The sequence below is a fragment of the Rhodococcus sp. A14 genome (genome assembly GCF_011603105.1).
Classification (GTDB): Bacteria; Actinomycetota; Actinomycetes; order Mycobacteriales; family Mycobacteriaceae; genus Rhodococcus_F; species Rhodococcus_F opacus.
Genome location: NZ_JAAOQS010000089.1, coordinates 1 through 24,512, shown reverse-complemented (window position 1 = coordinate 24,512; position 24,512 = coordinate 1). Strand labels below are relative to the sequence as shown.

Sequence of the window (24,512 nt, the reverse complement as noted above, 5' to 3'; positions counted from 1 at the left end):
GACACCACTGTACTTTCCCACCCTGAGCGCAACCTGGGAGAGTGGCCGCGGCCACGCTCGCCGGCGGTCGCCGGGCCCGCGGCGGGACTCGCGGGAAGGCGGATCACCGCCCGGGACGCGTTGGCCATAGGATAGATACCTGTGACTCCAGCTGACCTTGCCGAACTGCTCCGCGGAACCGCCGCGAAAGTGCTCGCCGAACGCGGACTCGACGTGTCCGTGCTTCCCGAAACTCTCACGGTCGAGCGTCCGCGCAATCCCGAGCACGGCGATTACGCCACCAACGTCGCGATGCAGGTGGCCAAGAAGGTCGGTACCAACCCGCGTGAGCTGGCCGGCTGGCTCGCCGAGGCGCTGACCGCGGCCGCGGGCATCGACAGCGCCGACATCGCGGGCCCGGGATTCCTCAACATCCGCCTGGCCGCCGACGCGCAGGGCGCGATCGTCGCGAAGATCCTCGAGGAGGGTGCCGCGTTCGGGTCCGGACACACGCTCGACGGCAAGAAGATCAACCTCGAGTTCGTCTCGGCCAACCCCACCGGCCCCATCCACCTCGGTGGAACGCGCTGGGCGGCCGTGGGCGACGCGCTGGGCCGGATCCTGTCCACCCAGGGCGCGGCAGTCACCCGCGAGTACTACTTCAACGACCACGGCGCCCAGATCGACCGGTTCTCCCGCTCGCTGATCGCGGCCGCCAAGGGCGAACCCGCCCCCGAGGACGGCTACGCGGGCGCGTACATCGCCGACATCGCCACCCAGGTGCAGCAGCAGCGCCCCGACGTGCTGGAACTGCCCGCGGGCGAGCAGCAGGAAGTCTTCCGCGCCATCGGCGTCGACCTGATGTTCGCCCACATCAAGCGCACCCTGCACGAGTTCGGCGTCGACTTCGACGTCTACTTCCACGAGAACTCGCTGTTCGAGTCCGGTGCGGTGGAGAAGGCCGTCGAGACGCTCAAGGACTCCGGCAACCTGTTCCAGGAGGACGGCGCCTGGTGGCTCAAGAGCACCGACTTCGGCGACGACAAGGACCGCGTCGTCATCAAGAGCGACGGCAACGCGGCGTACATCGCCGGTGACATCGCCTACTTCCAGGACAAGCGCTCCCGCGGCTTCGACCTGTGCATCTACATGCTCGGTGCCGACCACCACGGGTACATCGGCCGGCTCAAGGCGGCTGCGGCCGCGTTCGGCGACGACCCCGACACCGTCGAGGTGCTGATCGGCCAGATGGTGAACCTCGTCCGCGACGGTGTGGCCGTGAAGATGAGCAAGCGCGCCGGGACGGTCATCACCCTCGACGACCTCGTCGAGGCGATCGGCGTCGACGCGTCGCGGTACGCGATGATCCGGTCGTCGGTGGATTCGAGCATCGACATCGACCTCGAACTGTGGACGAGCACCGGCAACGAGAACCCGGTGTACTACGTGCAATACGCGCACGCCCGCCTGTCGGCCATCGCCCGCAACGCCGCCGACCTCGGTGTCGCGGTCACGGATCCCGACTTCTCACTGCTCGTCTCGGAGCAGGAGGGCGATCTGATCCGCACCCTCGGCGAGTACCCGCGCGTCGTCACCAGTGCCGCGAATCTGCGTGAGCCGCACCGCATTGCGCGGTATCTCGAGGAGCTGGCCGGTGCCTATCACCGGTTCTACGGCGCCTGCCGGATCCTGCCCCAGGGCGACGAGGAAATCGGCCCGCTGCACATCGCGCGACTGGCGTTGTGCGGCGCATCCCGTCAGGTCCTGTCCAACGGGCTGGCCCTGCTCGGCGTCAGCGCACCGGAGCAGATGTGAACGCGCACCCCGCAGGTCCCAAGCACGCCGAACAGCTGCACGCACCCGGTCTGCCCGAACGTCCCGCCGACGCGGCCGCATTCGCCGCACTCTCTCCCGAGGTGTGGCCCCGCAACGCGCACCGCGCCGCGGACGGAGTCGTCAGCCTGGCGGGCATCCCGGTCACCGAACTGGCCGAGAAGTACGGCACCCCATTGTTCGTGGTCGACGAGGACGACTTCCGGTCCCGCTGCCGCGACATGGCCCGTGCGTTCGGGCCCACCGCCAAGGTGCACTACGCGTCCAAGGCGTTCCTGTGCGGCGAGATCGCCCGCTGGGTCGCCGACGAGGGCCTGTCCCTGGACGTCGCGTCGGGCGGTGAACTGGCGGTCGCCCTGCACGCCGGATTCCCGGCGGAGCGAATTGCCATGCACGGCAACAACAAATCGGTCGCCGAGCTGAACGCCGCCGTGTCGGCCCGGGTCGGGCACATCGTGCTCGACTCCGCCACGGAGATCGACCGCCTCGACAAGGTGGCCGCCGAAGCCGGTGTGCTGCAGGACGTTCTGATCCGCGTGACGGTCGGAGTCGAGGCACACACCCACGAATTCATCTCCACGGCCCACGAGGACCAGAAGTTCGGGTTCTCGCTCGCGGGCGGAAAGGCGATCGACGCGGTCCGCCGGGTCTTCGCCGCCGACAATCTGCGGCTGGTCGGACTCCACAGCCACATCGGCTCGCAGATCTTCGACGTCGACGGCTTCGAGTTGGCCGCACACCGCGTGATCGGGCTGCTGCGGGACGTCGTCGCGGAGTTCGGCGTGGACAAGACCGCCCAGATCTCGATCATCGACCTCGGCGGCGGCATGGGAATCTCCTACGTCCCCACCGACGACCCGCCGCCGGTCGACCAGCTCGCCGCCAAACTCGGCGACATCGTGCGCAACGAGTCGGCGCTCGCCGGTCTGCCGGAGCCGACGCTGGCCGTCGAACCCGGACGCGCGATCGCCGGACCCGGCACGGTGACGCTGTACGAGGTCGGCACCATCAAGGACGTCACCGTCGGCGCCAACCTCACCCGCCGGTACATCAGCGTCGACGGCGGAATGAGCGACAACATCCGTACCGCGCTGTACCAGGCGGAGTACGAGGCCAAACTGGTCTCGCGGGTCAGCGACGCGGCACCGGTGGTGTCCCGCGTCGTCGGTAAGCACTGCGAGTCCGGCGACGTCGTGATCCGCGACACCTGGATGCCCGAGGACATCGACGCCGGCGATTTGCTCGCCGTCGCGGCCACCGGTGCATACTGCTATTCGATGTCGAGCAGGTACAACCTGCTCGCCCGCCCTGCCGTGGTGGCGGTGCGCGACGGACAGTCGCGCGTGATCCTCCGGAGGGAAACCGTGGAAGACCTGCTGAGCTTGGAGGTACAGGAGTGACGAGCGAATCGGCGCATCGCGCTATCGGTGTGGCCGTCCTCGGCCTCGGCAACGTCGGGAGCGAGGTCGTGCGCATCCTGCGGGAGCACAGCGAAGACCTCGAGGCTCGCGTCGGTGCCCCGCTGGAACTGCGCGGAGTGGCCGTGCGCCGCCCCGGCAAGGACCGCGGAATTCCCGAGGAGTTGCAGACCACCGACGCGGAGTCACTCGTGGCCCGCGACGACGTCGACCTCGTCGTCGAGGTGATCGGCGGCATGGACCTGCCCCGCAAGCTGATCCTCTCGGCGCTCAACTCCGGCAAGTCCGTCGTCACCGCCAACAAGGCGCTGCTCGCCGATCACACGGGTGAACTGGCCGAGGCCGCGGAACTGCACAACGTCGACCTCTACTTCGAGGCCGCCGTGGCCGGCGCGATCCCCGTGATCCGCCCGCTCATCCAGTCCCTCGCCGGTGACCGGGTGAACAAGGTCGCCGGAATCGTGAACGGAACCACCAACTTCATCCTGTCGGCGATGGACGAGACCGGCGCGGACTACGCCGCGACCCTCGCCGAGGCCGGACGCCTGGGATACGCCGAGGCCGATCCGACCGCCGACGTGGAGGGCTACGACGCCGCCGCCAAGGCGGCGATCCTCGCGTCGATCGCATTCCACACCCGGGTCACGGCCGCCGACGTGTACCGCGAGGGGATCTCCAAGATCACCGCGGCCGACCTGACGTCGGCTCGTGCACTCGACTGCACGATCAAGCTGCTGTCCATCTGCGAGCGGATCACCACCCCCGAGGGCAAGGAGCGGATCTCCGCGCGGGTCTACCCGGCGCTCGTGCCGCTGGAACATCCGCTGGCCTCGGTCAACGGTGCGTTCAACGCTGTCGTCGTCGAGGCGGAGAACGCCGGACGCCTGATGTTCTACGGGCAGGGCGCAGGCGGCGCCCCCACCGCGTCGGCCGTGATGGGCGACCTGGTGATGGCCGCGCGCAACAAGGTGAACGGTGGCCGCGGACCCCGCGAGTCCAAGTACGCCAAGCTGAAGATCGCGCCGATCGGCGACATCCCCACGCGCTACTACGTCAACATGCAGGTGACGGACAAGGCCGGGGTCCTGTCGGCGGTGGCTGCCGAATTCTCGCAGCACGGCGTCAGCATCTCCACCGTGCGGCAGGAAGGCGCCGGCGACGGTGCCCGCCTCGTCGTCGTGACCCACGTCGCGACGGATTCTGCTCTGTCGGAAACCGTTGAGGCACTGAGCAAACTCGAATTCGTCACCGCTGTGACCAGCGTGCTGCGACTGGAAGGCACCGAACAATGACCGGCACCCGTAACCCCGTTCACATCCCCTGGCCGGGGCTGATCGAGGCTTACCGCGACCGCCTCGCCATCGGACCGAACTGGAAGACGGTCACCCTGCGCGAGGGCGGTACCCCGCTGCTGCCCGCCGGGCACCTCTCGGAACTCACCGGTTGCGACGTCTACCTGAAGGTCGAGGGGCTCAACCCGACCGGTTCGTTCAAGGACCGCGGCATGACGATGGCCGTCACCGACGCGCTCGCCCGCGGCCAGCAGGCTGTTCTGTGCGCGTCCACGGGTAACACGTCCGCTTCCGCCGCCGCGTACGCCGCGAAGGCGAAGATGACCTGCGCCGTGCTGGTGCCCCAGGGCAAGATTGCGATGGGCAAGCTCGCGCAGGCCGTCATGCACGGCGCGCGGATCATCCAGGTGCAGGGTAACTTCGACGACTGTCTCGAACTGGCCCGCAAGACCACCGCGGAGTTCCCCACGATCGGGCTCGTGAACTCGGTCAACCCGGTCCGCATCGAGGGCCAGAAGACCGCGGCCTTCGAGATCTGCGACGCACTGGGCAAGGCCCCCGACGTGCACGTGCTCCCGGTCGGCAACGCGGGCAACATCACCGCGTACTGGCGCGGGTACTCCGAGTACTACGCGGACGGGCTCACCAGCGTGAAGCCGCGCATGCTCGGCGTCCAGGCCGCCGGCGCCGCCCCGCTCGTCCACGGCGCACCGGTGAAGGACCCGGAGACGATCGCGACCGCGATCCGCATCGGCTCGCCCGCGTCCTGGAACGGCGCGGTCACCGCCAAGGAAGAGTCGCACGGCGCCTTCCGGGCCGCGACCGACGACGAGATCCTCGAGGCGTACCGGCTGATCGCCAGGACCGAAGGGGTGTTCGTCGAGCCCGCCTCGGCCGCGAGCGTCGCAGGTCTGCTCGCCGCCCGCAAGGAGGGCTGGCTGGACTCGGGGCTGACCGTCGTCTGCACGGTCACCGGTAACGGCCTCAAGGACCCCGACACGGCGTTGGCGGGTATGCCTGAGGTTCAACCGATCCCGGTCGATCCTGTCGCGGTCGCGTCGGCCCTCGAGCTGGCGTAGTGGTGGCGCCCACGCCCACCACGCCGCAGGACCACACCGCTGCCATGACACAGACCCTCCCCACGGGCCTCACCGTGACCGCCCGCGTGCCTGCGTCGAGCGCCAACCTCGGCCCGGGCTTCGACACGCTGGGCATCGCGCTCGGACTGTACGACGAGATCACCGTGACCACCACGGGTTCGGGGCTGAAGATCCGGGTCGAAGGCGAGGGTGCCGACGACGTGCCGTGGGGTCCGTCCCATCTCGTGGTCCGGGCCATCGAACGTGGCCTGGAATCGGCGGGTGTGTGGGCTGAAGGCCTGGATGTGGTGTGCCGCAACGCGATACCCCATTCTCGGGGCCTGGGTTCGTCGGCCTCCGCCGTCGTCGGGGGGCTGGCGGCCGCCAACGGCCTGGCGATCAAGCTCGACCCCGAACTCGGACTGTCGCTCGATCAGCTCGTCCAGCTGTCGTCCGAATTCGAAGGGCACCCCGACAACGCGTCGGCGAGCGTGCTCGGCGGTGCCGTGGTGTCGTGGAGTTGCGCGGGCGAGCAGACCGACGGAGCGCCCGCGGCCACCGACATCTACTCGGCGGTCGCGCTGAAGGTCCATCCCGCGATCCGCGTCGTCGCTCTCGTGCCGGGGGAGCGCTCGTCGACCGCCCACACGCGGGGTCTGTTGCCCGAGACGGTTCCCCACCGGGACGCGGCGTTCAACGTCAGCCGCGGGGCCCTCGCTGTGGTGGCGCTCACAGAGCGTCCCGACCTCCTGATGGCGGCCACCGAGGACCGACTGCATCAGACGCAGCGCGCTCCGGCTCTCCCGCTCACGACGCGATGGATCGCCGTCCTCCGCAAGGCGGGTATCGCCGCCACCGTCTCGGGAGCCGGACCGACCGTCCTCGCATTGACCACGGAGCCTTTCCCCGTGGATCTTCGAGCGCAGGCCGAGGCCGAGGGGTTGCAGGTTCTCGAACTGGACGTGGCGGACGGCGTCCGGACCAGCTGACACGCCGTAGGGGCGTCTCCTTGCCCCTACGGTCGTTCACAGCTATCCTGGGCAATGTCCGTACATCGTGCGCATCAGACGCCGGTGCTTCACCAGGGCAATTACTCCAGGTCAATCGGGGTTGACGGCTCCTGGCACGATCCTCCGCACTATCTGTCGTGTAGGGATTGCGAGTACGCGCCTGTTTCAAAGGTGATGTGATGGCGGGCAAGCCGGCAGTTCTTCACATGCAACTACGTACGGCACATCCGAATTCGGTATTCGAAACCGAATTACGGGACGAACCCTCGACTCTGCGCAGCGCGAGTGAGGGAAGGAAAGGACCTCCGTGACCGATACGGACCTCATCGCCGCTCCTGTGCGCGCCTCCTCGGTGGATACCGTTGGCGCGCAGGCAGGCGACTCTTCACAGGCGTCATCGACCGCACCCGGCACCGGTGCCGTGACAGCCTCCACCAAGCGCGCCGAGGCGCGCCGGGGTGCCGGGCTGTCCGGAATGGTGCTCACCGAGCTCCGCACTCTCGCAGGTGAGCTGGGCATCAAGGGCATTTCGGGGATGCGCAAGGGCGACCTGATCGCCGCGATCAAGGAGCGTCAGGGCGGCACTTCCGCCCCGGCCGCTGCCGCGACCGAAGCCGCTCCCCGGACCCGGGCCACGCGCGCGAAGCGCGAACAGTCCGCTCAGACCGAACTCGAAGTGACTCCGCAGGCGGAGACCACGGAGAAGACCGCCGAGCCCAAGTCGGCCGAACCCGCGACGGGCGACGGCGCAGCCGCCGACTCCGACACCGCCGAAGGCGGCCGTCGCGGGCGTCAGCGCCGCGGATCCGCGCGTCGGGCAGGCGCACCCGAGCAGGGTGACCAGGGCGGCAACGCTCAGGACACCGCCTCGGCGAATGCCACCGACACGCAGCAGGCCGAGCGCAAGCAGGCCGACGACCGTCAGGATTCCGCCGAGAAGCCGGCCAAGCAGGACGGGGCCGGCGAACAGGGCGGCGACCGCAGCCGACGTGAGCGGGGCGGCGACCGCGGTGATCGTGGCGACACTCGTGGTGACCGCGGCGACCGCGGTGACCGCGGTGACCGGGGCGAACGCGGTGACCGGGGCGATCGCGACAACCGTGGCGACCGCAGCCAGGGCAGCAACGGCCCGCGCACCAACGACAACCGCCCGGGCGACGACGAGGAAGGCGGTCGCGGACGCCGCGGACGTCGCTTCCGCGAACGTCGTCGTGGACGCGACCGCGGCGAAGGCGGCGGCGGTGACGCCCGCGAGACCGAGATCCGCGAGGACGACGTCCTGCAGCCGGTCGCCGGCATCCTGGACGTCCTCGACAACTACGCGTTCGTGCGGACCTCCGGCTACCTGGCCGGACCGAACGACGTCTACGTGTCGATGAACCTGATCCGCAAGAACGGTCTCCGCCGCGGCGACGCCATCACCGGCGCCGTCCGGGTCGGACGCGAAGGCGAGCAGGGCAACCAGCGCCAGAAGTTCAACCCGCTGGTCCGCATCGACACCGTCAACGGTGGCGACGTGGAAGCGGCCAAGAAGCGCCCCGAGTTCGGCAAGCTCACCCCGCTGTACCCGAATCAGCGGCTGCGTCTGGAGACGACGCCGAACATCTTGACGACGCGTGTCATCGACCTGGTGATGCCGATCGGCAAGGGACAGCGTGCGCTGATCGTGAGCCCGCCGAAGGCCGGTAAGACCAGCGTTCTGCAGGCCATCGCCAACGCCATCGCGACCAACAACCCCGAGTGCTACCTCATGGTCGTGCTGGTCGACGAGCGTCCCGAAGAGGTCACCGACATGCAGCGTTCGGTGAAGGGCGAGGTCATCTCCTCGACCTTCGACCGTCCGCCGGGAGACCACACCTCGGTCGCCGAGCTGGCCATCGAGCGTGCGAAGCGTCTGGTGGAGGCGGGCAAGGACGTCGTCGTCCTCCTCGACTCGATCACCCGCCTCGGCCGTGCGTACAACAACTCGTCGCCGGCCTCGGGACGCATCCTCTCCGGTGGTGTCGACTCGACCGCGCTGTATCCGCCGAAGCGTTTCCTCGGTGCTGCGCGCAACATCGAGAACGGCGGTTCGCTCACGATCATCGCGACGGCCATGGTCGAGACCGGTTCCACCGGCGACACCGTGATCTTCGAGGAGTTCAAGGGCACCGGTAACGCCGAGCTGAAGCTCGACCGCAAGATCGCGGAACGTCGTGTGTTCCCGGCCGTGGACGTGAACCCGTCGGGTACGCGTAAGGACGAGCTGCTGCTCAGCCCGGACGAGGCGGCGGTGCTGCACAAGCTCCGGCGCGTGCTCTCGGGTCTCGACTCGCACCAGGCCATCGATCTGCTGATCGACCGCCTCAAGAAGAGCAAGAGCAACATCGAGTTCCTCATGCAGGTGTCGAAGACTGCTCCGGGCGCGATCGACGACTGATCTCGACCCGACGCGGGGCCCGGCGACTCTCGGTCGCCGGGCCCCGCTGTTTTCCCTCGAGAATCACCGTGGAACAAAACGCGGACCACCCGCGTTGACCACACCGCAAGCACAAATGCCGATTGGGATCGCGAACCTGCGATCTGGCATACTGAGCGGCTGAGTCCGGTTCCGGTTCACGTCTTCGAACGGCGAAGGCGACCCGGCGACCATTGAAAGGGACACCATGAAGTCAGGCATTCACCCCAACTACGTGGCCACCACCGTGGTGTGCGGTTGCGGAAACACCTTCGAGACCCACAGCACCAAGGAGACCGGACGTATCAACGTCGAGGTCTGCTCGCAGTGCCACCCGTTCTACACCGGCAAGCAGAAGATCCTCGACACCGGTGGACGTGTCGCCCGCTTCGAGGCTCGCTACGGCAAGCGCGCCGGCAAGGGCGCAGCCAAGGAATCTGCAGAGTCCTAGCTGTTCCGCCGACGCCCGTCCTGCGATAATTGCAGGCCGGGCGTCGGCTTTTTTGTGCCCATTCCCGAAAGAACGCAGAGCGGAGCGAATCATGGCAGGGACCACCCAGCCGTCGGCCATCGACGACATCCTGGCCGAACATGCCGGCCTGGAGCAGCAGTTGGCGGACCCGGCCCTGCACAACGACGCTTCCGCGGCCCGCAAGGCGGGCAAGCGATTCGCCGAGCTCGCGCCGATCATGGCGACGTACACCAGGCTCAAGTCGGCGCAGGACGATCTGGATGCCGCGCGCGAACTCGCCGCCGACGACTCCAGCTTTGCCGCCGAGGTACCCGAACTCGAGGCACAGGTCCTGGAACTCGACAAGACCCTCACCGACCTTCTGGCCCCCCGCGACCCGCACGACGGTGACGACGTGGTGCTCGAGGTGAAGTCGGGGGAGGGCGGCGAGGAATCCGCGCTGTTCGCCTCCGATCTGGCCCGGATGTACGTCCGGTACGCCGAGCGGCACGGCTGGCGTGTCGAGATCCTCGACGCGACCGTGTCCGATCTGGGCGGATACAAGGACGCGACGCTGTCGATCAAGTCGAAGGGCGATGTGCGTGACGGGGTCTGGGCGCGACTGAAGTTCGAGGGCGGTGTCCACCGCGTGCAGCGCGTGCCCGTCACGGAATCGCAGGGACGCGTCCACACGTCCGCCGCCGGTATCCTCATCTACCCGGAACCGGAAGAAGTCGAGGAGGTGCAGATCGACGAAACCGATCTGCGCATCGACGTCTACCGCTCCTCGGGCAAGGGTGGTCAGGGTGTCAACACCACCGACTCCGCGGTCCGGATCACGCACCTGCCCACCGGAATCGTCGTGACCTGCCAGAACGAGCGCTCGCAGCTGCAGAACAAGGCCCGCGCCATGCAGGTGCTGGCCGCGCGGCTGCAGGCCGCCGCCGAGGAAGCCGCGGATGCCGAGGCGTCGGCGGGCAGGCAGAGCCAGGTGCGCACCGTCGACCGTTCGGAGCGCATCCGCACCTACAACTTCCCGGAGAACCGCATCACCGATCACCGGATCGGGTTCAAGTCCCACAACCTGGACGCGGTCCTGGACGGCGAACTCGACGCCCTGCTGGACGCCCTGGGCAAGTCGGACCGCGAGGCGAGGCTCGCCGCGGAGTAACCGCGAAGCGGGACCGCGCCACCGGACGGCGAGCCGCGTGGCAGTCTGTACCTGTGAGTCGCCTTCCTCTTCGCCTGGCCCTGATCGACGCAACCGCGCAACTCGACGAGGCCGGGGTGCGTAGCTCCCGTGCGGATGCCGAACTGCTCGCGGCCCACCTGCTGGGGGTGGAGCGGACCCGGCTCGGCCTCGTCCCGCTGGTCGACGAGTCGGTGATCGACGCCTACAAGAAGATGGTCGACCAGCGCGCCAAGCGGATTCCGTTGCAGTACATCCTCGGTACCGCCGCGATGGGGGACATCGACATCGAGGTCGGCCCCGGGGTCTTCGTGCCGCGTCCCGAGACGGAACTGCTGCTCGGCTGGGCGCTCGCGTTCCTCGGAAGCTGCGATCAGCATCCGCCGGTGGTCCTCGACCTGTGCACCGGGTCGGGCGCGCTCGCGCTCGCGATCGCCAATGCCCGCCCCGACGCCGTCGTGCACGCCGTCGAACTCGAACCGCACGCTCTCGCGTGGGCCCGGCGCAACGCCGATGCCCGCGAACAGGCAGGTGACGCACCGATCCGGTTGTATCAGGGCGACGTGACCGATCGGACGTTGCTGGCCGGGCTCGAAGGCGGCGTCGACCTGATCGTGGCGAACCCGCCGTACATCCCGGAAGGTGTCGAGCTCGAACCCGAGGTGGCCGACCACGATCCGCACAGCGCGCTGTTCGCCGGACCGGACGGTCTGTCGGTCATCAAGCCGATGATCTCCAACGTCGCGCGCTGGTTGCGGATCGGGGGAGCGGTCGGCATCGAGCACGACGACTCCAACGGGTCCGACGTGGCGGCACTGTTCGCGTCCCGCCGGGTGTTCGGCGAGGTCGCGGAGCACCCGGACCTCGCCGGCAAGCCGCGCTTCGTGGTCGCCCGGCGCGTCGCAACGGATATCGAGGCGCAGCGTGCAGGGGCCGTCGCCGAGGGTGAAAGAATGGGCGGGTGAGTACCGTTTACGACTGTGGCCTTCCCGATTCACGCTCCGCCGGAATGAGTGCGGCCAAGAATGCGCTGAAGGCCGGGCGGCTCGTCGTGCTCCCCACGGACACGCTGTACGGAATCGGCGCGGACGCATTCGACAGCGAGGCTGTCGCCGCCCTCCTGCGGGCCAAGGGTCGCGGACGCGACATGCCGGTTCCCGTGCTCGTCGGCTCGTGGAACACGATCGACGGCCTGGTGTACAGCGTCCGCCCGCAGACGCGCGACCTCATCCGGGCGTTCTGGCCGGGCGGGCTGAGTCTCGTTGTGGAACAAGCGCCTTCGCTGGCGTGGGATCTCGGCGACACCCGGGGCACGGTCATGCTGCGCATGCCGCTGCACCCGGTCGCCCTCGAACTGCTGCGTGAAGTCGGACCGCTGGCGGTGTCGAGCGCGAACGTCTCCGGGCAGCCGCCCGCGACGACGGTCGAGGAGGCGCGCGAGCAACTCGGCGGATCGGCGAGCGTGTACCTCGACGGTGGTCGGGCCGAGCAGGGGCAGGCATCGACGATCGTCGACCTCACCGGCGCGACCCCCCGGATCCTGCGTGAAGGTGCCGTGCCCACCGGCGATGTCGCCGACGTGCTCGGAGTGACGGCGGAGAGCCTGTCCGCCCAGTGAGTGCTGCCGAATCGGCCGGCGTGGCGCTGGCCCAAGCAGGTGGGGGCGCGGGTGTCCCGCTGCGTGAACTCCTGCTCGTCCTCTTCACCGCTGCGGTGGTCACCTACCTGGCCACCGGGGCCGTGCGGCTGTTCGCACTCCGGTTCGGGGCGGTGGCCGTGCCGCGGGACCGCGACGTCCACATCACTCCGACGCCCCGCCTCGGCGGGGTCGGCATGTATCTCGGCATGCTCGTCGCATTGTTGTTCGCGCAGCAGCTACCCGCCCTCACCAGGGGATTCGAGTTCACCTCCGACATTCCCGCGGCCCTGGTCTCGGGGTTCGTGATCGTGCTGGTGGGGGTGGTCGACGACCGGTGGGGCCTGGACGCGCTCACCAAGTTCGTCGGCCAGGTCACCGCGGCAGGGATCCTCGTCGTGATGGGGGTGAGCTGGTTCATCATCTATATGCCGTTCGGGGACGGCAGCACCGTCATCCTCGACCAGCTCCAGGCGGGTCTCGTCACGGTGGGTGTCGCGGTCGTGATGGTGAACGCCATGAACTTCGTCGACGGCCTCGACGGTCTCGCGGCGGGCCTCGGTCTGATCTCCTCGCTCGCGATCTGCGTGTTCTCGGTGGGGCTTCTGCACGATCAGGGCGGCGACGTCAGCGCGTATCCGCCCGCGCTGATCGCCGCGGCGCTGGCAGGTGCGTGTCTCGGATTCCTTCCGCACAACTTCCAGCCCGCCAAGATTTTCATGGGCGACTCCGGCTCCATGCTGATCGGCCTGATGCTCGCGGCCATCTCCACCAGCGCGTCCGGCCGCATCCCGCTGACCGCATACGGCACCCGCGACCTGCTCGGACTTCTCTCTCCGCTGCTCCTCGTCGGTGCCGTCATGTTCATCCCGATCCTCGACCTGCTGCTCGCCGTGGTCCGGCGTACCCGTGCGGGGGTGAGCCCGTTCAGTCCCGACAAGATGCACCTCCACCACCGGCTCCTGCAGATCGGGCACTCGCACCGTCGCGTCGTGCTGCTCATCTACTTGTGGGTCGGTGTCCTGGCGTTCGGCGCGGTCGGATCGGCCCTGTTCGACCGTCGCGTCGTCGTCCTCCTGGTTGCGGGAGGCCTCGTCTTCGCGCTGGTCGTCACGGCCGTTCCGTCGATTCGCGGACAGCAGCACGACCGTCGCGGCTGACCGGAGGGTTGCGGCGGACCGGCGAAGATCCACTACCCTTGGCGACCGTGACGTTCACCCCCGCCTCCGCCCCTGATCACACCGCATCGTTGCGGGCTGCCGTCCGCTACGGAGTTCTCGGTCTGATCGTGCTGGCAGTGGTCGGCTCGATCATCGCGTTTCTCGTCGCGGGCAAGCCCGGTCTGTACGGCGCTCTTCTCGGTGCGGCAGTCGGGGGAGGGTTCATCCTGTGCACCGCACTGGGTGTGCTGTTCACCGCGAAACTTCCGGCCTTGACGGCGGGAGCGGTACTGCTCGGTACGTGGTTGTTGAAGATGATCCTCGCGATCACGGTCCTGGCGATCCTCAAACCACTCGACTTCTACGACAAGACGGCATTGGTGCTGGTCATGGTGCTGTCGCTGGTGATCGTGCTGGGAGCGGAGACGTTCGGAGTGCTGGGAACCAAGGCGCCGTATGTCGAGCCCACGCCGTCGGACGACGCCGGATCGCCGGAATCGGACGATAAGTAGTACTACGAGATGTAGTAAAATTGAATCGACCCGGACCCCGTCTACACAACGTCGTAGATGACTTGCTAAGGTCTGGGTCAAGCGAGAGCAATGAGAGTGCGAGTAAGTTACTCGCCGGTATTGCATGCTTGTAGGTGGCCGCACTTTCAGGGCCGCCGAGTCGACGAGAGTCGCCGACACCGACAGACGCTGGACTCGAACAGTCCGCAGCAGCTGACGAATACGCGAGTCGAGCTTGTCGACTTGTTTGATCGTCAATGTCCGATCGAACCGCAGTCAACGAAGGCTGCGGACCGACTACGGGAGAGAACGCTGAGCGTCATCAACGTGGCTGCTGGAGAAGAATTCCACGCGCCTTCCCTGAACGACTTCTTCCCGCCCGCGGTCCTGTTCGAAGGGACTCCGTTCGAACTCGACCGCCTGATGCTGGTTCGCATCCTGCTGTCCGGACTGATGATGCTCTTCTTCGTCATCGCGATGCGCAGCCCGAAGATCATTCCGCGCGGTGTCCAGAACATCGGTGAGATCGCGCTCGACTTCGTCCGGATCAACATCGCGGAAGAGATTCTCGGCAAGGAGCAGGGCAAGCGCTTCCTGCCGGTCATCACCACCATCTTCTTCCTGGTGCTCGCCAGCAACCTCGGCAGCATCATCCCCTTCATCAATATCTCGCCGAACGCGCGAATCGGCATGCCGCTGGTGCTCGCCGCCCTGGCGTACATCGTGTTCAACTACGTCGGCATCAAGAAGTACGGCTTCTTCAAGTACGTGAAGAGCAGCATCGTGGTCCCCGGTGTTCCGCTTCCGCTGCACTTCCTGCTCGTGCCGATCGAGTTCATCTCGACGTTCGTCCTCCGGCCGTTCACCCTCATGGTTCGTCTCATGGCCAACATGCTGGCCGGCCACATCCTGCTGGTGCTGTTCTTCAGCGCCACCCAGTACTTCTTCTTCGTCTCCGGTGGCTTCCAGGCCGTGTTCGGTGTGGCCTCGCTTGCCGCCGGCATTGCATTCACCTTCTTCGAACTGCTGGTGATCTTCCTGCAGGCCTACGTCTTCGCGCTGCTCACATCGGTGTACATCGATCTGGCGCTGCACGCGGATTCGCACTAGCACCACAAGTTTTCACGACCAGCTACACCAAGAACTGAGCCTCTTGCCGAATCCGGCGGAGGTCAACAGAAAGGGAACGGAACACCATGAGCCTCGCGTACCTGGCACAAGGAGCGGTCGAGACCACCACCACGGCGAAGGGCTTCGGAGCCATCGGCTACGGCCTCGCCGCAATCGGCCCCGGCATCGGCGTGGGCATCGTTGTCGGCAAGGCGATCGAGGGCATGGTTCGCCAGCCCGAGATGGCCGGACAGGTCCGTACCACGATGTTCCTCGGTATCGCCTTCACCGAAGCCCTCGCGCTGATCGGCCTCGTCGCCGGCTTCATTTTCTAAGACCGTCACATGGCAGCCAACATCGCATTGCTCGCGGCAGAGGAAGAGAGCCACAACCCTCTCCTCCCCGCGACGTACGACATCGTTTGGTCGATCGTCTGCCTGGTCATCGTTGGCTTCGTCTTCTGGAAGTACGTCCTTCCGATGTTCCAGAAGGTCCTTGCCGAGCGAACCGAGCAGATCGACGGCGGCATCAAGCGGGCCGAAGAGGCCCAGGCCGAAGCGAAGGCGGCGCTCGAGCAGTACCGCGCCCAGCTCGCCGAAGCTCGCACCGAGGCTGCGCAGATCCGTGAGGACGCGCGCACCCAGGGGCAGCAGATCATCGCCGAAATGAAGGCACAGGCTCAGGAAGAAAGCGACCGCATCGTGGCCGCCGGCAACAGCCAGTTGGTTGCCCAGCGTCAGCAGATCGTCGCCGAACTGCGCGCCGATCTCGGCCGCACCGCGGTCGACCTCGCTGAGAAGGTCATCGGTGAGTCCCTCGCCGACGACGTCAAGCGGGCCGGCACGGTCGATCGCTTCCTGAACGAGCTCGACACCATCGGCGCAAATTCCGCAGCAGGGAAGTGAGCACCATGTACGCAGCGAGCCGTGAGGCCTTGACGCAGACCCGTGCTGCGTTGTCTTCGGCCTTGGGATCCGTCTCTGCCGGAGCAGCCACAGCGGCCGCGGCCCAGATCGGGGCCGAGCTGTTCTCGGTCGTCGAGATCCTGGACGAGCAGCGCACTCTCCGGAGTGCCCTGTCGGACACCTCGACGCCCGGGAACGTTCGCGAAGGTCTGGCCGAGCAGGTATTCGGTGGCAAGGTCTCGGCCGAGACCCTCGCCGTCCTGAAGGCGGCGGTGGGCCAGGACTGGTCCGTCACCTCCGACCTGCTCAACTCGCTGGTGCTCGTCGGTCGGGAATCGCTGCTGAAGGCAGCGGCCGATCAGGGACAGCTCGACGCTGTCGAGGACGAGCTCTTCCGCCTCGGCCGCATCGTTGCCGGTGACCCGAAGCTCGAGCAGGCACTGTCCGACCGTTCCGTGCCGGCGAAGAGGAAGCGTGAACTGCTCTCCAAGCTGCTGTACGGCAAGGTCACCGCTGTCGCCGAGGCGCTGGCGACCCAGGCAGTGGGCCGGTTGAAGAACTCCGCACCCGCGGACGCCTTCGACGAACTGTCGAATCTGGCAGCAGCACAGCGGGAAGCGGTTGTCGCCAAGGTGCGCAGCTCTGCTCCGCTGTCCAGTGAGCAGTCGGATCGGCTGACCGCCACCCTCACCCGTACCTACGGGAAGCCGGTGACGGTTCACGTGGAGGTCGATCCTGAACTCCTCAGCGGCTTGGTCGTCCGGGTGGGCGACGAGGTGATCGACGGCAGTGGCGCGGGACGTCTCGCAGCGCTGCGGAAGTCCCTCAAGTAGTCCGCAACCGAACCCCATACCCCAGATCTTTTCGAAGACCAGACACCGAGAGCAGGAAAAACATGGCGGAGCTGACGATCTCCTCCGACGAGATCCGTAGTGCGATCGAGAACTACACCGCGAGCTACTCCCCGGAGGCCTCCCGCGAAGAGGTCGGCCTTGTGACCGACACCAGCGACGGCATCGCGCACGTCAGTGGCCTGCCTTCGGCGATGGCCAACGAACTGCTGGAGTTCCCCGGCGGAATTCTGGGTGTCGCGCTCAACCTGGATGCCACCGAGATCGGTGCCGTCATCCTGGGCGATTACGAGCACATCCAGGAAGGCCAGGAAGTCAAGCGGACCGGCGACGTGCTGTCGGTACCCGTCGGCGACGCCTTCCTCGGCCGCGTCATCAACCCGCTCGGCCAGCCGATCGACGGCCTGGGCGAGATCGAGAGCAACGAGACCCGCGCCCTCGAACTGCAGGCTGCCTCGGTGCTCGAGCGTCAGCCCGTCGAGGAGCCGCTGCAGACCGGCATCAAGGCCATCGACGCGATGACCCCGATCGGCCGCGGACAGCGTCAGCTCGTCATCGGCGACCGTAAGACGGGCAAGACCGCCGTCTGCATCGACGCGATCCTGAACCAGAAGGCCAACTGGGAGACCGGCGACGAGAAGCAGCAGGTTCGCTGCATCTACGTCGCGATCGGCCAGAAGGGCTCCACCATCGCGGGCGTCAAGGCTGCCCTCGAGGAGCAGGGCGCGATGGAGTACACCACCATCGTCGCCGCCCCGGCCTCCGACTCCGCCGGTTTCAAGTGGCTCGCGCCCTACACCGGCTCCGCCATCGGCCAGCACTGGATGTACCAGGGCAAGCACGTCCTGGTCGTGTTCGACGACCTGACCAAGCAGGCCGAGGCGTATCGCGCCATCTCGCTGCTGCTGCGTCGCCCGCCGGGACGTGAGGCATACCCCGGTGACGTCTTCTACCTGCACTCCCGCCTGCTGGAGCGTTCGGCCAAGCTGTCCGACGCCCTGGGTGGAGGCTCGCTGACCGCGCTGCCGATCATCGAGACCAAGGCCAACGACGTCTCGGCCTACATCCCGACCAACGTCATCTCCATCACCGACGGTCAGGTGTTCCTCGAGTCGGACCTGTTCAACAAGGGTGTCCGTCCCGCCATCAACGTCGGCATCTCGGTGTCCCGAGTCGGTGGCGCCGCGCAGACCAAGGGCATGAAGAAGGTCTCCGGTTCGCTGCGTCTGGAGCTGGCTCAGTTCCGTGAGCTCGAGGCGTTCTCCGCCTTCGCCTCCGACCTGGACGCCGCCTCGAAGGCACAGCTCGAGCGTGGTGCCCGCCTGGTGGAGCTGCTCAAGCAGGATCAGTACAGCCCGATCCCCGTCGAGGACCAGATCGTGTCGATCTACCTCGCCGGCGAAGGTGTCTTCGACAGCGTGCCGGTCGGCGACGTCCGCCGCTTCGAGGCCGAGCTGCTCGACGAGCTGCACCGCACCGCCTCCGGCGTGTACGAGAGCATCAAGGGCGGCAAGGCCCTCGACGCCGACAACGCCAAGGCGCTGGTCGAGGCCACCGACAAGTTCAAGGAAACCTTCATCGCGTCCGACGGAAGCCGGGTCGTGAACGAGGCCGAGGCCGAAGCTCTGGACGCCGGCGAGGTCGGCCACGAGCAGATCAACGTCAAGCGCACCACCGTCAGCAAGTGAGCGGCCTGCCCATGATGCTGCGAAACATGAAGGGAGAGTGATCGATCGATGGCAAGCATTCTCGAACTGAGGTCTCGCATCAAGTCGGTCAACTCGACCAAGAAGATCACCAAGGCCCAGGAACTGATCGCGACGTCGCGCATCACGAAGGCACAGTCGCGCGTTGCCGCGGCGAAGCCGTACGCCGAAGAGATCACGAAGGTTCTGTCGGAGCTGGCGAGCGCGTCGGCTTCGCTGGACCACCCGTTGCTCAACGAGCGCACCGATCCCAAGCGGGCCGCGGTTCTGGTCGTCACCAGCGACCGCGGTATGTGCGGCGGTTACAACTCCAACGTCCTCAAGGAGGCCGAGGAGCTGTTCCAGCTGCTGCGCAGCGAGGGCAAGGATCCGGTCATCTACGTGCTCGGATCCAAGGGCCTGGGGTACTACACGTTCCGTGGCCGCGACTTGGGAGGTGCGTGGACCGGGTTCTCCCAGGATCCGGGCTACTCCGACGCTGCCAAGGCGAGTCGGCACCTGGTCGACCTGTTCATGGCCGGATCCGGCTCGGAGGTCCCCGCGCCGAACGGCGAGGGCACCATCGAAGGCGTCGACGAGCTGCACATCGTGTACACCCGCTTCGTGTCGATGCTGACCCAGTCTCCCGAGGTTCGCCGGATGGCTCCCCTCGAGGTGATGGTCTCCGAGGAGCGCGTCGAACTCGGCGAAGACATGCTGTCCAACGGTCACGGATCCAGCAACTCGGAACCGGTCGCCGGATACAACTTCGAGCCGGAACCCGACAAGTTGCTCGGTGCCCTGCTGCCGAAGTACATCAGCACCCGCATCTACTCCTCGCTGCTGGATGCTGCGGCGTCGGAGTCGGCTGCCCGTCGTACCGCCATGAAGGCGGCGACGGACAACGCAAACGAACTGGTGAACACGTTGAGCCGTCAGGCAAACCAGGCTCGCCAGGCCCAGATCACCCAGGAAATCAGCGAGATCGTCGGCGGCGCGAATGCGCTTGCCTCGAGCGCAGGAAGTGACTAAGCAATGACCGCAGCAGTAACCGAAAACAACGGGGCAGGCTCGGGTTCGTCCGTCGCCGGCCGCGTCGTGCGGGTCATCGGTCCCGTCGTGGACGTTGAATTCCCGCGTGGCGCTATTCCTGAACTGTTCAACGCCCTGCACGCCGAGATCACGCTCCCCTCGGTCGCCAAGACGCTGACCCTCGAGGTCGCACAGCACCTCGGCGACAACCTGGTGCGCACCGTCTCGATGCAGCCGACCGACGGCCTGATCCGCGGCACCTCGGTGTCCGACACGGGCAAGCCGATCTCGGTTCCCGTCGGTGACGTCGTCAAGGGCCACGTGTTCAACGCACTGGGTGACTGCCTCGACGCTCCCGGAACGGGTCGCGACGGCGAGCAGTGGGGCATCCACCGCAAGCCACCGGCCTTCGACCAGCTCGAGGGCAAGACGGAGATCCTCGAGACCGGCATCAAGGTCATCGACCTCCTCACCCCGTACGTCAAGGGTGGAAAGATCGGTCTGTTCGGTGGTGCCGGTGTCGGCAAGACCGTTCTGATCCAGGAAATGATCACCCGTATCGCCCGCGAGTTCTCCGGAACCTCGGTGTTCGCAGGCGTCGGTGAGCGCACCCGTGAGGGCACCGACCTTCACCTCGAGATGGAAGAGATGGGCGTCCTCCAGGACACGGCCCTCGTCTTCGGCCAGATGGACGAGCCGCCGGGAACGCGTATGCGCGTCGCTCTGTCCGCGCTGACCATGGCGGAGTACTTCCGCGATGTCCAGGGCCAGGACGTGCTGCTGTTCATCGACAACATCTTCCGTTTCACCCAGGCCGGTTCCGAGGTGTCGACCCTGCTCGGTCGTATGCCTTCGGCCGTGGGTTACCAGCCGACCCTGGCTGACGAGATGGGTGAGCTGCAGGAGCGCATCACCTCGACGCGTGGTCGCTCCATCACCTCGCTGCAGGCGATCTACGTGCCCGCCGACGACTACACCGACCCGGCGCCGGCCACGACGTTCGCGCACCTCGATGCCACCACCGAGCTGTCGCGTCCGATCTCGCAGATGGGTATCTACCCCGCTGTGGACCCGCTGACCTCCACCTCCCGCATCCTGGAGCCCGGCATCGTCGGTGCCGAGCACTTCCGGGTCGCCAACGAGGTCAAGCGCATCCTGCAGAAGTACAAGGAACTGCAGGACATCATCGCCATCCTCGGTATGGACGAGCTGCAGGAAGAGGACAAGGTCCTCGTCGGCCGTGCCCGCCGTCTGCAGAAGTTCCTCGGCCAGAACTTCATCGTCGCCGAGAAGTTCACCGGTGAGCCCGGCTCCGTGGTGCCGCTCCGCGACACCATCGAGGCGTTCGACCGCATCTGCAAGGGCGAGTTCGATCACCTGCCCGAGCAGGCGTTCAACAGCTGTGGCGGACTCGACGACGTCGAGGCTGCAGCCAAGAAGATCGCCGGGAAGTAGTCGACGATGGCTGAGATGACCGTGGAACTCGTCGCTGTGGAGCGACGGTTGTGGTCTGGTTCGGCGACTCTCGTCAGCGCACAGACGACCGAGGGCGAGATCGGCGTCATGCCTGGGCATGAGCCGGTTCTCGGACAGCTGGTCGAGGCCGGAGTGGTTGCGATCACGACGGCCGACGGTGAGCGTATCGTCGCTGCTGTGCACGGCGGGTTCCTGTCCGTGACCGCGAAGACAGTCACGATCCTCGCCGAGTCAGCCGACTTGGCCGAGGACATCGATGTGGAAGCGGCCAAGGCCGTGCTCGCAGAGAGCGGAGACGATCTCGAGGCGATTGCTGTCGCCAAGGGTCGGATCCGCGCTGTAGAGCGCGCTTAGGCTGCACGAGAAAGACCGCGACGGAGCCGACGAACAGTGACAATCGGAATGACTGTGTTGATCATTCTGGTTGTGCTGCTCGCGGCCTTCGTCGCGGTCTTTTTGTATCGGCTTGCAGTACTGCGCCGCGGTGGCACCGCGGCGATCCTCCGGGTGACGCCTGCCCCGGGGGACACCGGGTGGCGCCACGGCGTCATCCGCTACGGCGAGGGTTCCCTCGTCTTCTTCAAACTGTCGAGTTTGCGTCCCGGCCCTGATTCGCGCATCGACCGCCAGGGCATCGAAGTCGCAGGTCGTCGCAGCCCGGAGGGCTCCGAATTCGACATCATGTCCGAGGAAATCATCATCCTGTCGGTCAAGGACCGCGGTAGCTCGTACGAGATCGCATTGGACGGGGGAGCGTTGACCGCGTTCCTGTCCTGGGTCGAATCACGGCCGTCCGGCCGATCGGTTCGCGGTCGCCGACTCTGATCAGGCCTTTCCGGCCCCGGGCTTCCAGAGCACGTCGCCTTCGGGGTTCGCGAGCCTGCTGACGATGAACAGCAGATCCGACAGCCGGTTGAGGTATTTCGCGGGGAGTGCGTGGGTGGTCTCCGGGTTCGCGTCGACGGCCGCCCACGCAGACCGTTCGGCCCGCCGGGTCACGGTCCTCGCCACGTGCAGCAGAGCTCCCAGTGCCGTGCCGCCGGGGAGAATGAAGGAGTTCAGCGGCGCCAGGCGTTCGTTCAGTTCGTCGCACCAGCCCTCGAGACGGTCGATGTACTCGTCGGAGATCCGCAGTGGCGGGTACTTCGGTTCGGCCTCCAGCGGGGTGGAGAGGTCGGCGCCGGCGTCGAACAGGTCGTTCTGGATCTGCCGCAGGATCGACCGGATCTCCTCGGGCGGGTCGCCCAATGCCACCGCGACCCCGATCGAAGCGTTCGCCTCGTCGCAGTCGGCATAGGCGATCAGCCGCGGATCGTTCTTCGACACACGGGAGAAATCGCTGAGTCCGGTGGTCCCGTCGTCGCCGGTCCGGGTATAGATCTTGGTGAGGTGTACGGCCATAGCGTTACGGTACCGGCCTCCGGGGCCGGCATCCCTGGCTCTAGGCTGTGTTCTGTGAGCGAACGCTTCCTTGTCACCGGCGGTAACCGCCTCGTAGGTGAAGTGTCTGTCGGGGGCGCGAAGAACAGCGTTCTCAAGCTGATGGCGGCAGCGCTGTTGGCAGAGGGCACCACAACTGTCACCAACTGCCCGGACATCCTGGATGTCCCCTTGATGGCCGACGTCCTGCGCGGCCTCGGCTGCGAGGTGGACCTCGACGATTCCATCGTCCGGATCACCACACCCGCCGAGCCCAAACACCACGCCGATTTCGCGGCGGTACGTCAGTTCCGCGCGTCGGTGTGTGTGCTCGGACCGCTGGTCGCGCGATGCCGTCGCGCGGTGGTCGCGCTACCTGGTGGTGATGCCATCGGTTCGCGGCCCCTCGACATGCACCAGTCGGGGCTGCGGTTGCTGGGCGCTCACAGCACGATCGAGCACGGCTGCGTGGTTGCGCAGGCCGACGACCTGCACGGTGCGAACATCCGGCTCGCGTTCCCCTCGGTGGGGGCGACCGAGAACATCTTGATGGCCGCCGTACTCGCCAAGGGCGAGACGGTGATCGACAACGCGGCGCGCGAACCCGAGATCGTCGACCTGTGCAACATGCTGATCCAGATGGGCGCGAAGATCCGGGGTGCCGGCACGTCCACGCTGACGATCCAGGGCGTCCCCAAACTCGAGCCCACCACGCACCGGGTCATCGGGGATCGGATCGTCGCAGCGACGTGGGGGATTGCCGCGTCGATGACCCGTGGCGACGTGCGCGTTCGCGGAGTCAACCCGAAGCATCTCGGCCTGGTGCTCGACAAGCTGCGGGTCGCCGGAGCCGACGTCACGGCCGAGGCCGACGGATTCCGGGTGGTCCAGGAAGCACGGCCTACGGCCGTCAACTTCGCGACCCTGCCGTATCCGGGTTTCCCCACCGACCTCCAGCCGATGGCCATCGGTCTCGCCGCGGTCGCGGAGGGAACGTCGATGATCACGGAGAACGTCTTCGAGGCGCGGTTCCGTTTCGTCGAGGAGATGATCCGGCTGGGTGCCGATGCGCGGACGGACGGTCATCACGCTGTGATCCGGGGAATCGCGCAGCTGTCGAGTGCGCCGGTGTGGTCCTCGGACATCCGGGCAGGCGCCGGCCTGGTGCTGGCGGGGCTCGTCGCCGACGGGGTGACTGAAGTACACGACGTCTTCCACATCGACCGGGGCTACCCCCGATTCGTCGAGATCCTCCAGGAACTCGGTGGCCGGATCGAAAGGGTGGACGCAGATCCAGGCTCTGAGCGGTGAGTCCGGCGTCACAGCGGCCCGGGCGAGCGGCAGAACGCCGGATCGGTTCCGGCGCACCGGCTCTGACCAGCAGAATCTGAATCGACGAACACCGTGACCTGGCGATTTGGCAAGCAGTTTCCCTTCGCGTAACTTATTCCAGGTCAGAGCGACACGGACACCGACCCCGGCCGGAAGGCGGGGGACACGAGGTTGGACGCAGGCGCCTGGTAAATCGGAAGTTCACCGTCGTGTACGGTGGTGCTTCCATCCCGGTTAGATTCTGATCAGCGTCTCGGCTTGCGCCGGTGAGGCTGGTAGGATAAGATGGAACGGTTGCCCCGGAGCGGCCGAAGTTGTGACTTCGGTAGTGATGGTGTGTGCGTGTTCTTTGAGAACTCAACAGTGTGTCGATGAATGTCAGTGCCAAATGTTTTTGGTACTCCGCATCACGGATGATCAACTGGCCCTTGGGGTTTGGTTGTGAGTTGTGGTGTGGGTATTTGCTGGCTCTTCACCTTCTTCCGTCGGAGGGGGGTCAGTGTTTGAAAATGCTAGTTTGAGTTTTTGATTGCTAGTGATTTGACTCGATGTCTATGACTGATTAGCAGGTTCGCCTGTGAAATCTAGAGTCTTCAACGGAGAGTTTGATCCTGGCTCAGGACGAACGCTGGCGGCGTGCTTAACACATGCAAGTCGAGCGGTAAGGCCCTTCGGGGTACACGAGCGGCGAACGGGTGAGTAACAC

At 66.6% G+C, this 24,512-nt stretch carries 23 protein-coding genes and 1 rRNA gene; 23 read left to right on the top strand and 1 reads right to left on the bottom strand.

Translation table 11 applies throughout. From position 1 onward, the window contains the following. The first annotated feature begins 141 nt into the window (after positions 1-141). From argS to G9373_RS33395, 21 genes are all read left to right on the top strand, one after another. A complete protein-coding gene (gene argS / locus G9373_RS33495; protein WP_167119082.1) occupies positions 142-1,794 on the top strand; it encodes an arginine--tRNA ligase in 1,653 nt (550 codons plus the stop codon). Then, on the top strand, positions 1,791-3,212 hold the full coding sequence (gene lysA / locus G9373_RS33490) for a diaminopimelate decarboxylase (protein ID WP_167119079.1): 1,422 nt from the start codon (positions 1,791-1,793) through the stop codon (positions 3,210-3,212). The genes argS and lysA overlap by 4 nt, the downstream gene beginning before the upstream one ends. Next, on the top strand, positions 3,209-4,522 hold the full coding sequence (locus tag G9373_RS33485; protein ID WP_005252944.1) for a homoserine dehydrogenase: 1,314 nt from the start codon (positions 3,209-3,211) through the stop codon (positions 4,520-4,522). The genes lysA and G9373_RS33485 overlap by 4 nt, the downstream gene beginning before the upstream one ends. Continuing rightward, positions 4,519-5,601 (top strand): threonine synthase, encoded by a 1,083-nt coding sequence (gene thrC, locus G9373_RS33480; RefSeq protein WP_054248124.1) that lies wholly within the window; start codon positions 4,519-4,521, stop codon positions 5,599-5,601. Before G9373_RS33485 ends, thrC begins: the two co-directional genes overlap by 4 nt. 44 nt (positions 5,602-5,645) lie before the next feature. Further along, positions 5,646-6,590, top strand: coding sequence for a homoserine kinase (gene thrB / locus G9373_RS33475; protein ID WP_039952663.1), 945 nt, complete (start codon positions 5,646-5,648; stop codon positions 6,588-6,590). Positions 6,591-6,918: 328 nt separating this feature from the next. After that, on the top strand, positions 6,919-9,030 hold the full coding sequence (gene rho, locus G9373_RS33470) for a transcription termination factor Rho (protein ID WP_167119076.1): 2,112 nt from the start codon (positions 6,919-6,921) through the stop codon (positions 9,028-9,030). 226 nt (positions 9,031-9,256) lie between these two features. Further along, a complete protein-coding gene (gene rpmE / locus G9373_RS33465) occupies positions 9,257-9,499 on the top strand; it encodes a 50S ribosomal protein L31 (protein ID WP_005252948.1) in 243 nt (80 codons plus the stop codon). Between the two features lie 91 nt (positions 9,500-9,590). Continuing rightward, positions 9,591-10,670 carry a peptide chain release factor 1 gene (gene prfA / locus G9373_RS33460; RefSeq protein WP_005571060.1) on the top strand — a complete coding sequence of 360 codons (1,080 nt, stop codon included), beginning with the start codon at positions 9,591-9,593 and terminating at the stop codon, positions 10,668-10,670. A gap of 53 nt (positions 10,671-10,723) precedes the next feature. Further along, the gene (gene prmC, locus G9373_RS33455; RefSeq protein WP_005571059.1) at positions 10,724-11,653 is read left to right on the top strand and encodes a peptide chain release factor N(5)-glutamine methyltransferase; all 930 of its coding nucleotides are present in this window, start codon (positions 10,724-10,726) and stop codon (positions 11,651-11,653) included. Next, entirely contained in the window at positions 11,650-12,306 is a 657-nt protein-coding gene (locus tag G9373_RS33450; RefSeq protein ID WP_011594474.1) for an L-threonylcarbamoyladenylate synthase, read from the top strand. Before prmC ends, G9373_RS33450 begins: the two co-directional genes overlap by 4 nt. Then, positions 12,303-13,484, top strand: a complete 1,182-nt coding sequence (locus G9373_RS33445; protein WP_167119073.1) for an MraY family glycosyltransferase — start codon at positions 12,303-12,305, stop codon at positions 13,482-13,484. The genes G9373_RS33450 and G9373_RS33445 overlap by 4 nt, the downstream gene beginning before the upstream one ends. A gap of 38 nt (positions 13,485-13,522) precedes the next feature. Further along, on the top strand, positions 13,523-13,996 hold the full coding sequence (locus G9373_RS33440) for a hypothetical protein (RefSeq protein ID WP_007300049.1): 474 nt from the start codon (positions 13,523-13,525) through the stop codon (positions 13,994-13,996). Positions 13,997-14,323: 327 nt separating this feature from the next. Continuing rightward, positions 14,324-15,106, top strand: a complete 783-nt coding sequence (gene atpB / locus G9373_RS33435) for a F0F1 ATP synthase subunit A (RefSeq protein ID WP_005264492.1) — start codon at positions 14,324-14,326, stop codon at positions 15,104-15,106. Between the two features lie 86 nt (positions 15,107-15,192). Next, entirely contained in the window at positions 15,193-15,441 is a 249-nt protein-coding gene (locus G9373_RS33430; RefSeq protein WP_007300050.1) for an ATP synthase F0 subunit C, read from the top strand. 9 nt (positions 15,442-15,450) lie between these two features. Beyond that, positions 15,451-16,011, top strand: coding sequence for a F0F1 ATP synthase subunit B (locus G9373_RS33425; protein WP_005264494.1), 561 nt, complete (start codon positions 15,451-15,453; stop codon positions 16,009-16,011). Positions 16,012-16,016: 5 nt separating this feature from the next. Beyond that, positions 16,017-16,844 carry a F0F1 ATP synthase subunit delta gene (locus tag G9373_RS33420; RefSeq protein WP_054248286.1) on the top strand — a complete coding sequence of 276 codons (828 nt, stop codon included), beginning with the start codon at positions 16,017-16,019 and terminating at the stop codon, positions 16,842-16,844. Positions 16,845-16,906: 62 nt separating this feature from the next. Next, complete coding sequence (atpA, locus tag G9373_RS33415; RefSeq protein ID WP_005264497.1) at positions 16,907-18,550, top strand: F0F1 ATP synthase subunit alpha; 1,644 nt, start codon at positions 16,907-16,909, stop codon at positions 18,548-18,550. Between the two features lie 48 nt (positions 18,551-18,598). Beyond that, positions 18,599-19,579 (top strand): F0F1 ATP synthase subunit gamma, encoded by a 981-nt coding sequence (locus G9373_RS33410; RefSeq protein ID WP_005264500.1) that lies wholly within the window; start codon positions 18,599-18,601, stop codon positions 19,577-19,579. A gap of 3 nt (positions 19,580-19,582) precedes the next feature. Beyond that, the gene (atpD, locus tag G9373_RS33405; protein WP_005252960.1) at positions 19,583-21,034 is read left to right on the top strand and encodes a F0F1 ATP synthase subunit beta; all 1,452 of its coding nucleotides are present in this window, start codon (positions 19,583-19,585) and stop codon (positions 21,032-21,034) included. Between the two features lie 6 nt (positions 21,035-21,040). After that, positions 21,041-21,409, top strand: coding sequence for a F0F1 ATP synthase subunit epsilon (locus tag G9373_RS33400; RefSeq protein WP_005252961.1), 369 nt, complete (start codon positions 21,041-21,043; stop codon positions 21,407-21,409). Positions 21,410-21,457: 48 nt separating this feature from the next. Next, on the top strand, positions 21,458-21,880 hold the full coding sequence (locus G9373_RS33395) for a DUF2550 domain-containing protein (protein WP_005571048.1): 423 nt from the start codon (positions 21,458-21,460) through the stop codon (positions 21,878-21,880). On the opposite strand, the gene G9373_RS33390 is transcribed toward G9373_RS33395, so the two are convergent. Next, the gene (locus tag G9373_RS33390; protein ID WP_005571046.1) at positions 21,881-22,456 is read right to left on the bottom strand and encodes a cob(I)yrinic acid a,c-diamide adenosyltransferase; all 576 of its coding nucleotides are present in this window, start codon (positions 22,454-22,456) and stop codon (positions 21,881-21,883) included. 54 nt (positions 22,457-22,510) lie between these two features. Between G9373_RS33390 and murA the strand changes: the two genes are divergently transcribed. Together murA and G9373_RS33380 are read left to right on the top strand one after the other, a co-directional pair. After that, positions 22,511-23,785: a UDP-N-acetylglucosamine 1-carboxyvinyltransferase gene (murA, locus tag G9373_RS33385; RefSeq protein ID WP_005571044.1), complete on the top strand. Its 1,275-nt coding sequence runs from the start codon at positions 22,511-22,513 to the stop codon at positions 23,783-23,785. Positions 23,786-24,399: 614 nt separating this feature from the next. Then, positions 24,400-24,512 (top strand): 16S ribosomal RNA (locus tag G9373_RS33380); the annotation flags it as partial.

Coding starts and splice junctions, on each gene's coding strand:
- thrC (WP_054248124.1), top strand. CDS start 4,519: ATGACCGGCACCCGTAACCCCGTTCACATCCCCTGGCCGGGGCTGATC.
- thrB (WP_039952663.1), top strand. CDS start 5,646: ATGACACAGACCCTCCCCACGGGCCTCACCGTGACCGCCCGCGTGCCT.
- rpmE (WP_005252948.1), top strand. CDS start 9,257: ATGAAGTCAGGCATTCACCCCAACTACGTGGCCACCACCGTGGTGTGC.
- prfA (WP_005571060.1), top strand. CDS start 9,591: ATGGCAGGGACCACCCAGCCGTCGGCCATCGACGACATCCTGGCCGAA.
- G9373_RS33430 (WP_007300050.1), top strand. CDS start 15,193: ATGAGCCTCGCGTACCTGGCACAAGGAGCGGTCGAGACCACCACCACG.
- G9373_RS33425 (WP_005264494.1), top strand. CDS start 15,451: ATGGCAGCCAACATCGCATTGCTCGCGGCAGAGGAAGAGAGCCACAAC.
- G9373_RS33420 (WP_054248286.1), top strand. CDS start 16,017: ATGTACGCAGCGAGCCGTGAGGCCTTGACGCAGACCCGTGCTGCGTTG.
- atpA (WP_005264497.1), top strand. CDS start 16,907: ATGGCGGAGCTGACGATCTCCTCCGACGAGATCCGTAGTGCGATCGAG.
- G9373_RS33410 (WP_005264500.1), top strand. CDS start 18,599: ATGGCAAGCATTCTCGAACTGAGGTCTCGCATCAAGTCGGTCAACTCG.
- atpD (WP_005252960.1), top strand. CDS start 19,583: ATGACCGCAGCAGTAACCGAAAACAACGGGGCAGGCTCGGGTTCGTCC.
- G9373_RS33400 (WP_005252961.1), top strand. CDS start 21,041: ATGGCTGAGATGACCGTGGAACTCGTCGCTGTGGAGCGACGGTTGTGG.
- G9373_RS33395 (WP_005571048.1), top strand. CDS start 21,458: ATGACTGTGTTGATCATTCTGGTTGTGCTGCTCGCGGCCTTCGTCGCG.
- G9373_RS33390 (WP_005571046.1), bottom strand. CDS start 22,456: ATGGCCGTACACCTCACCAAGATCTATACCCGGACCGGCGACGACGGG.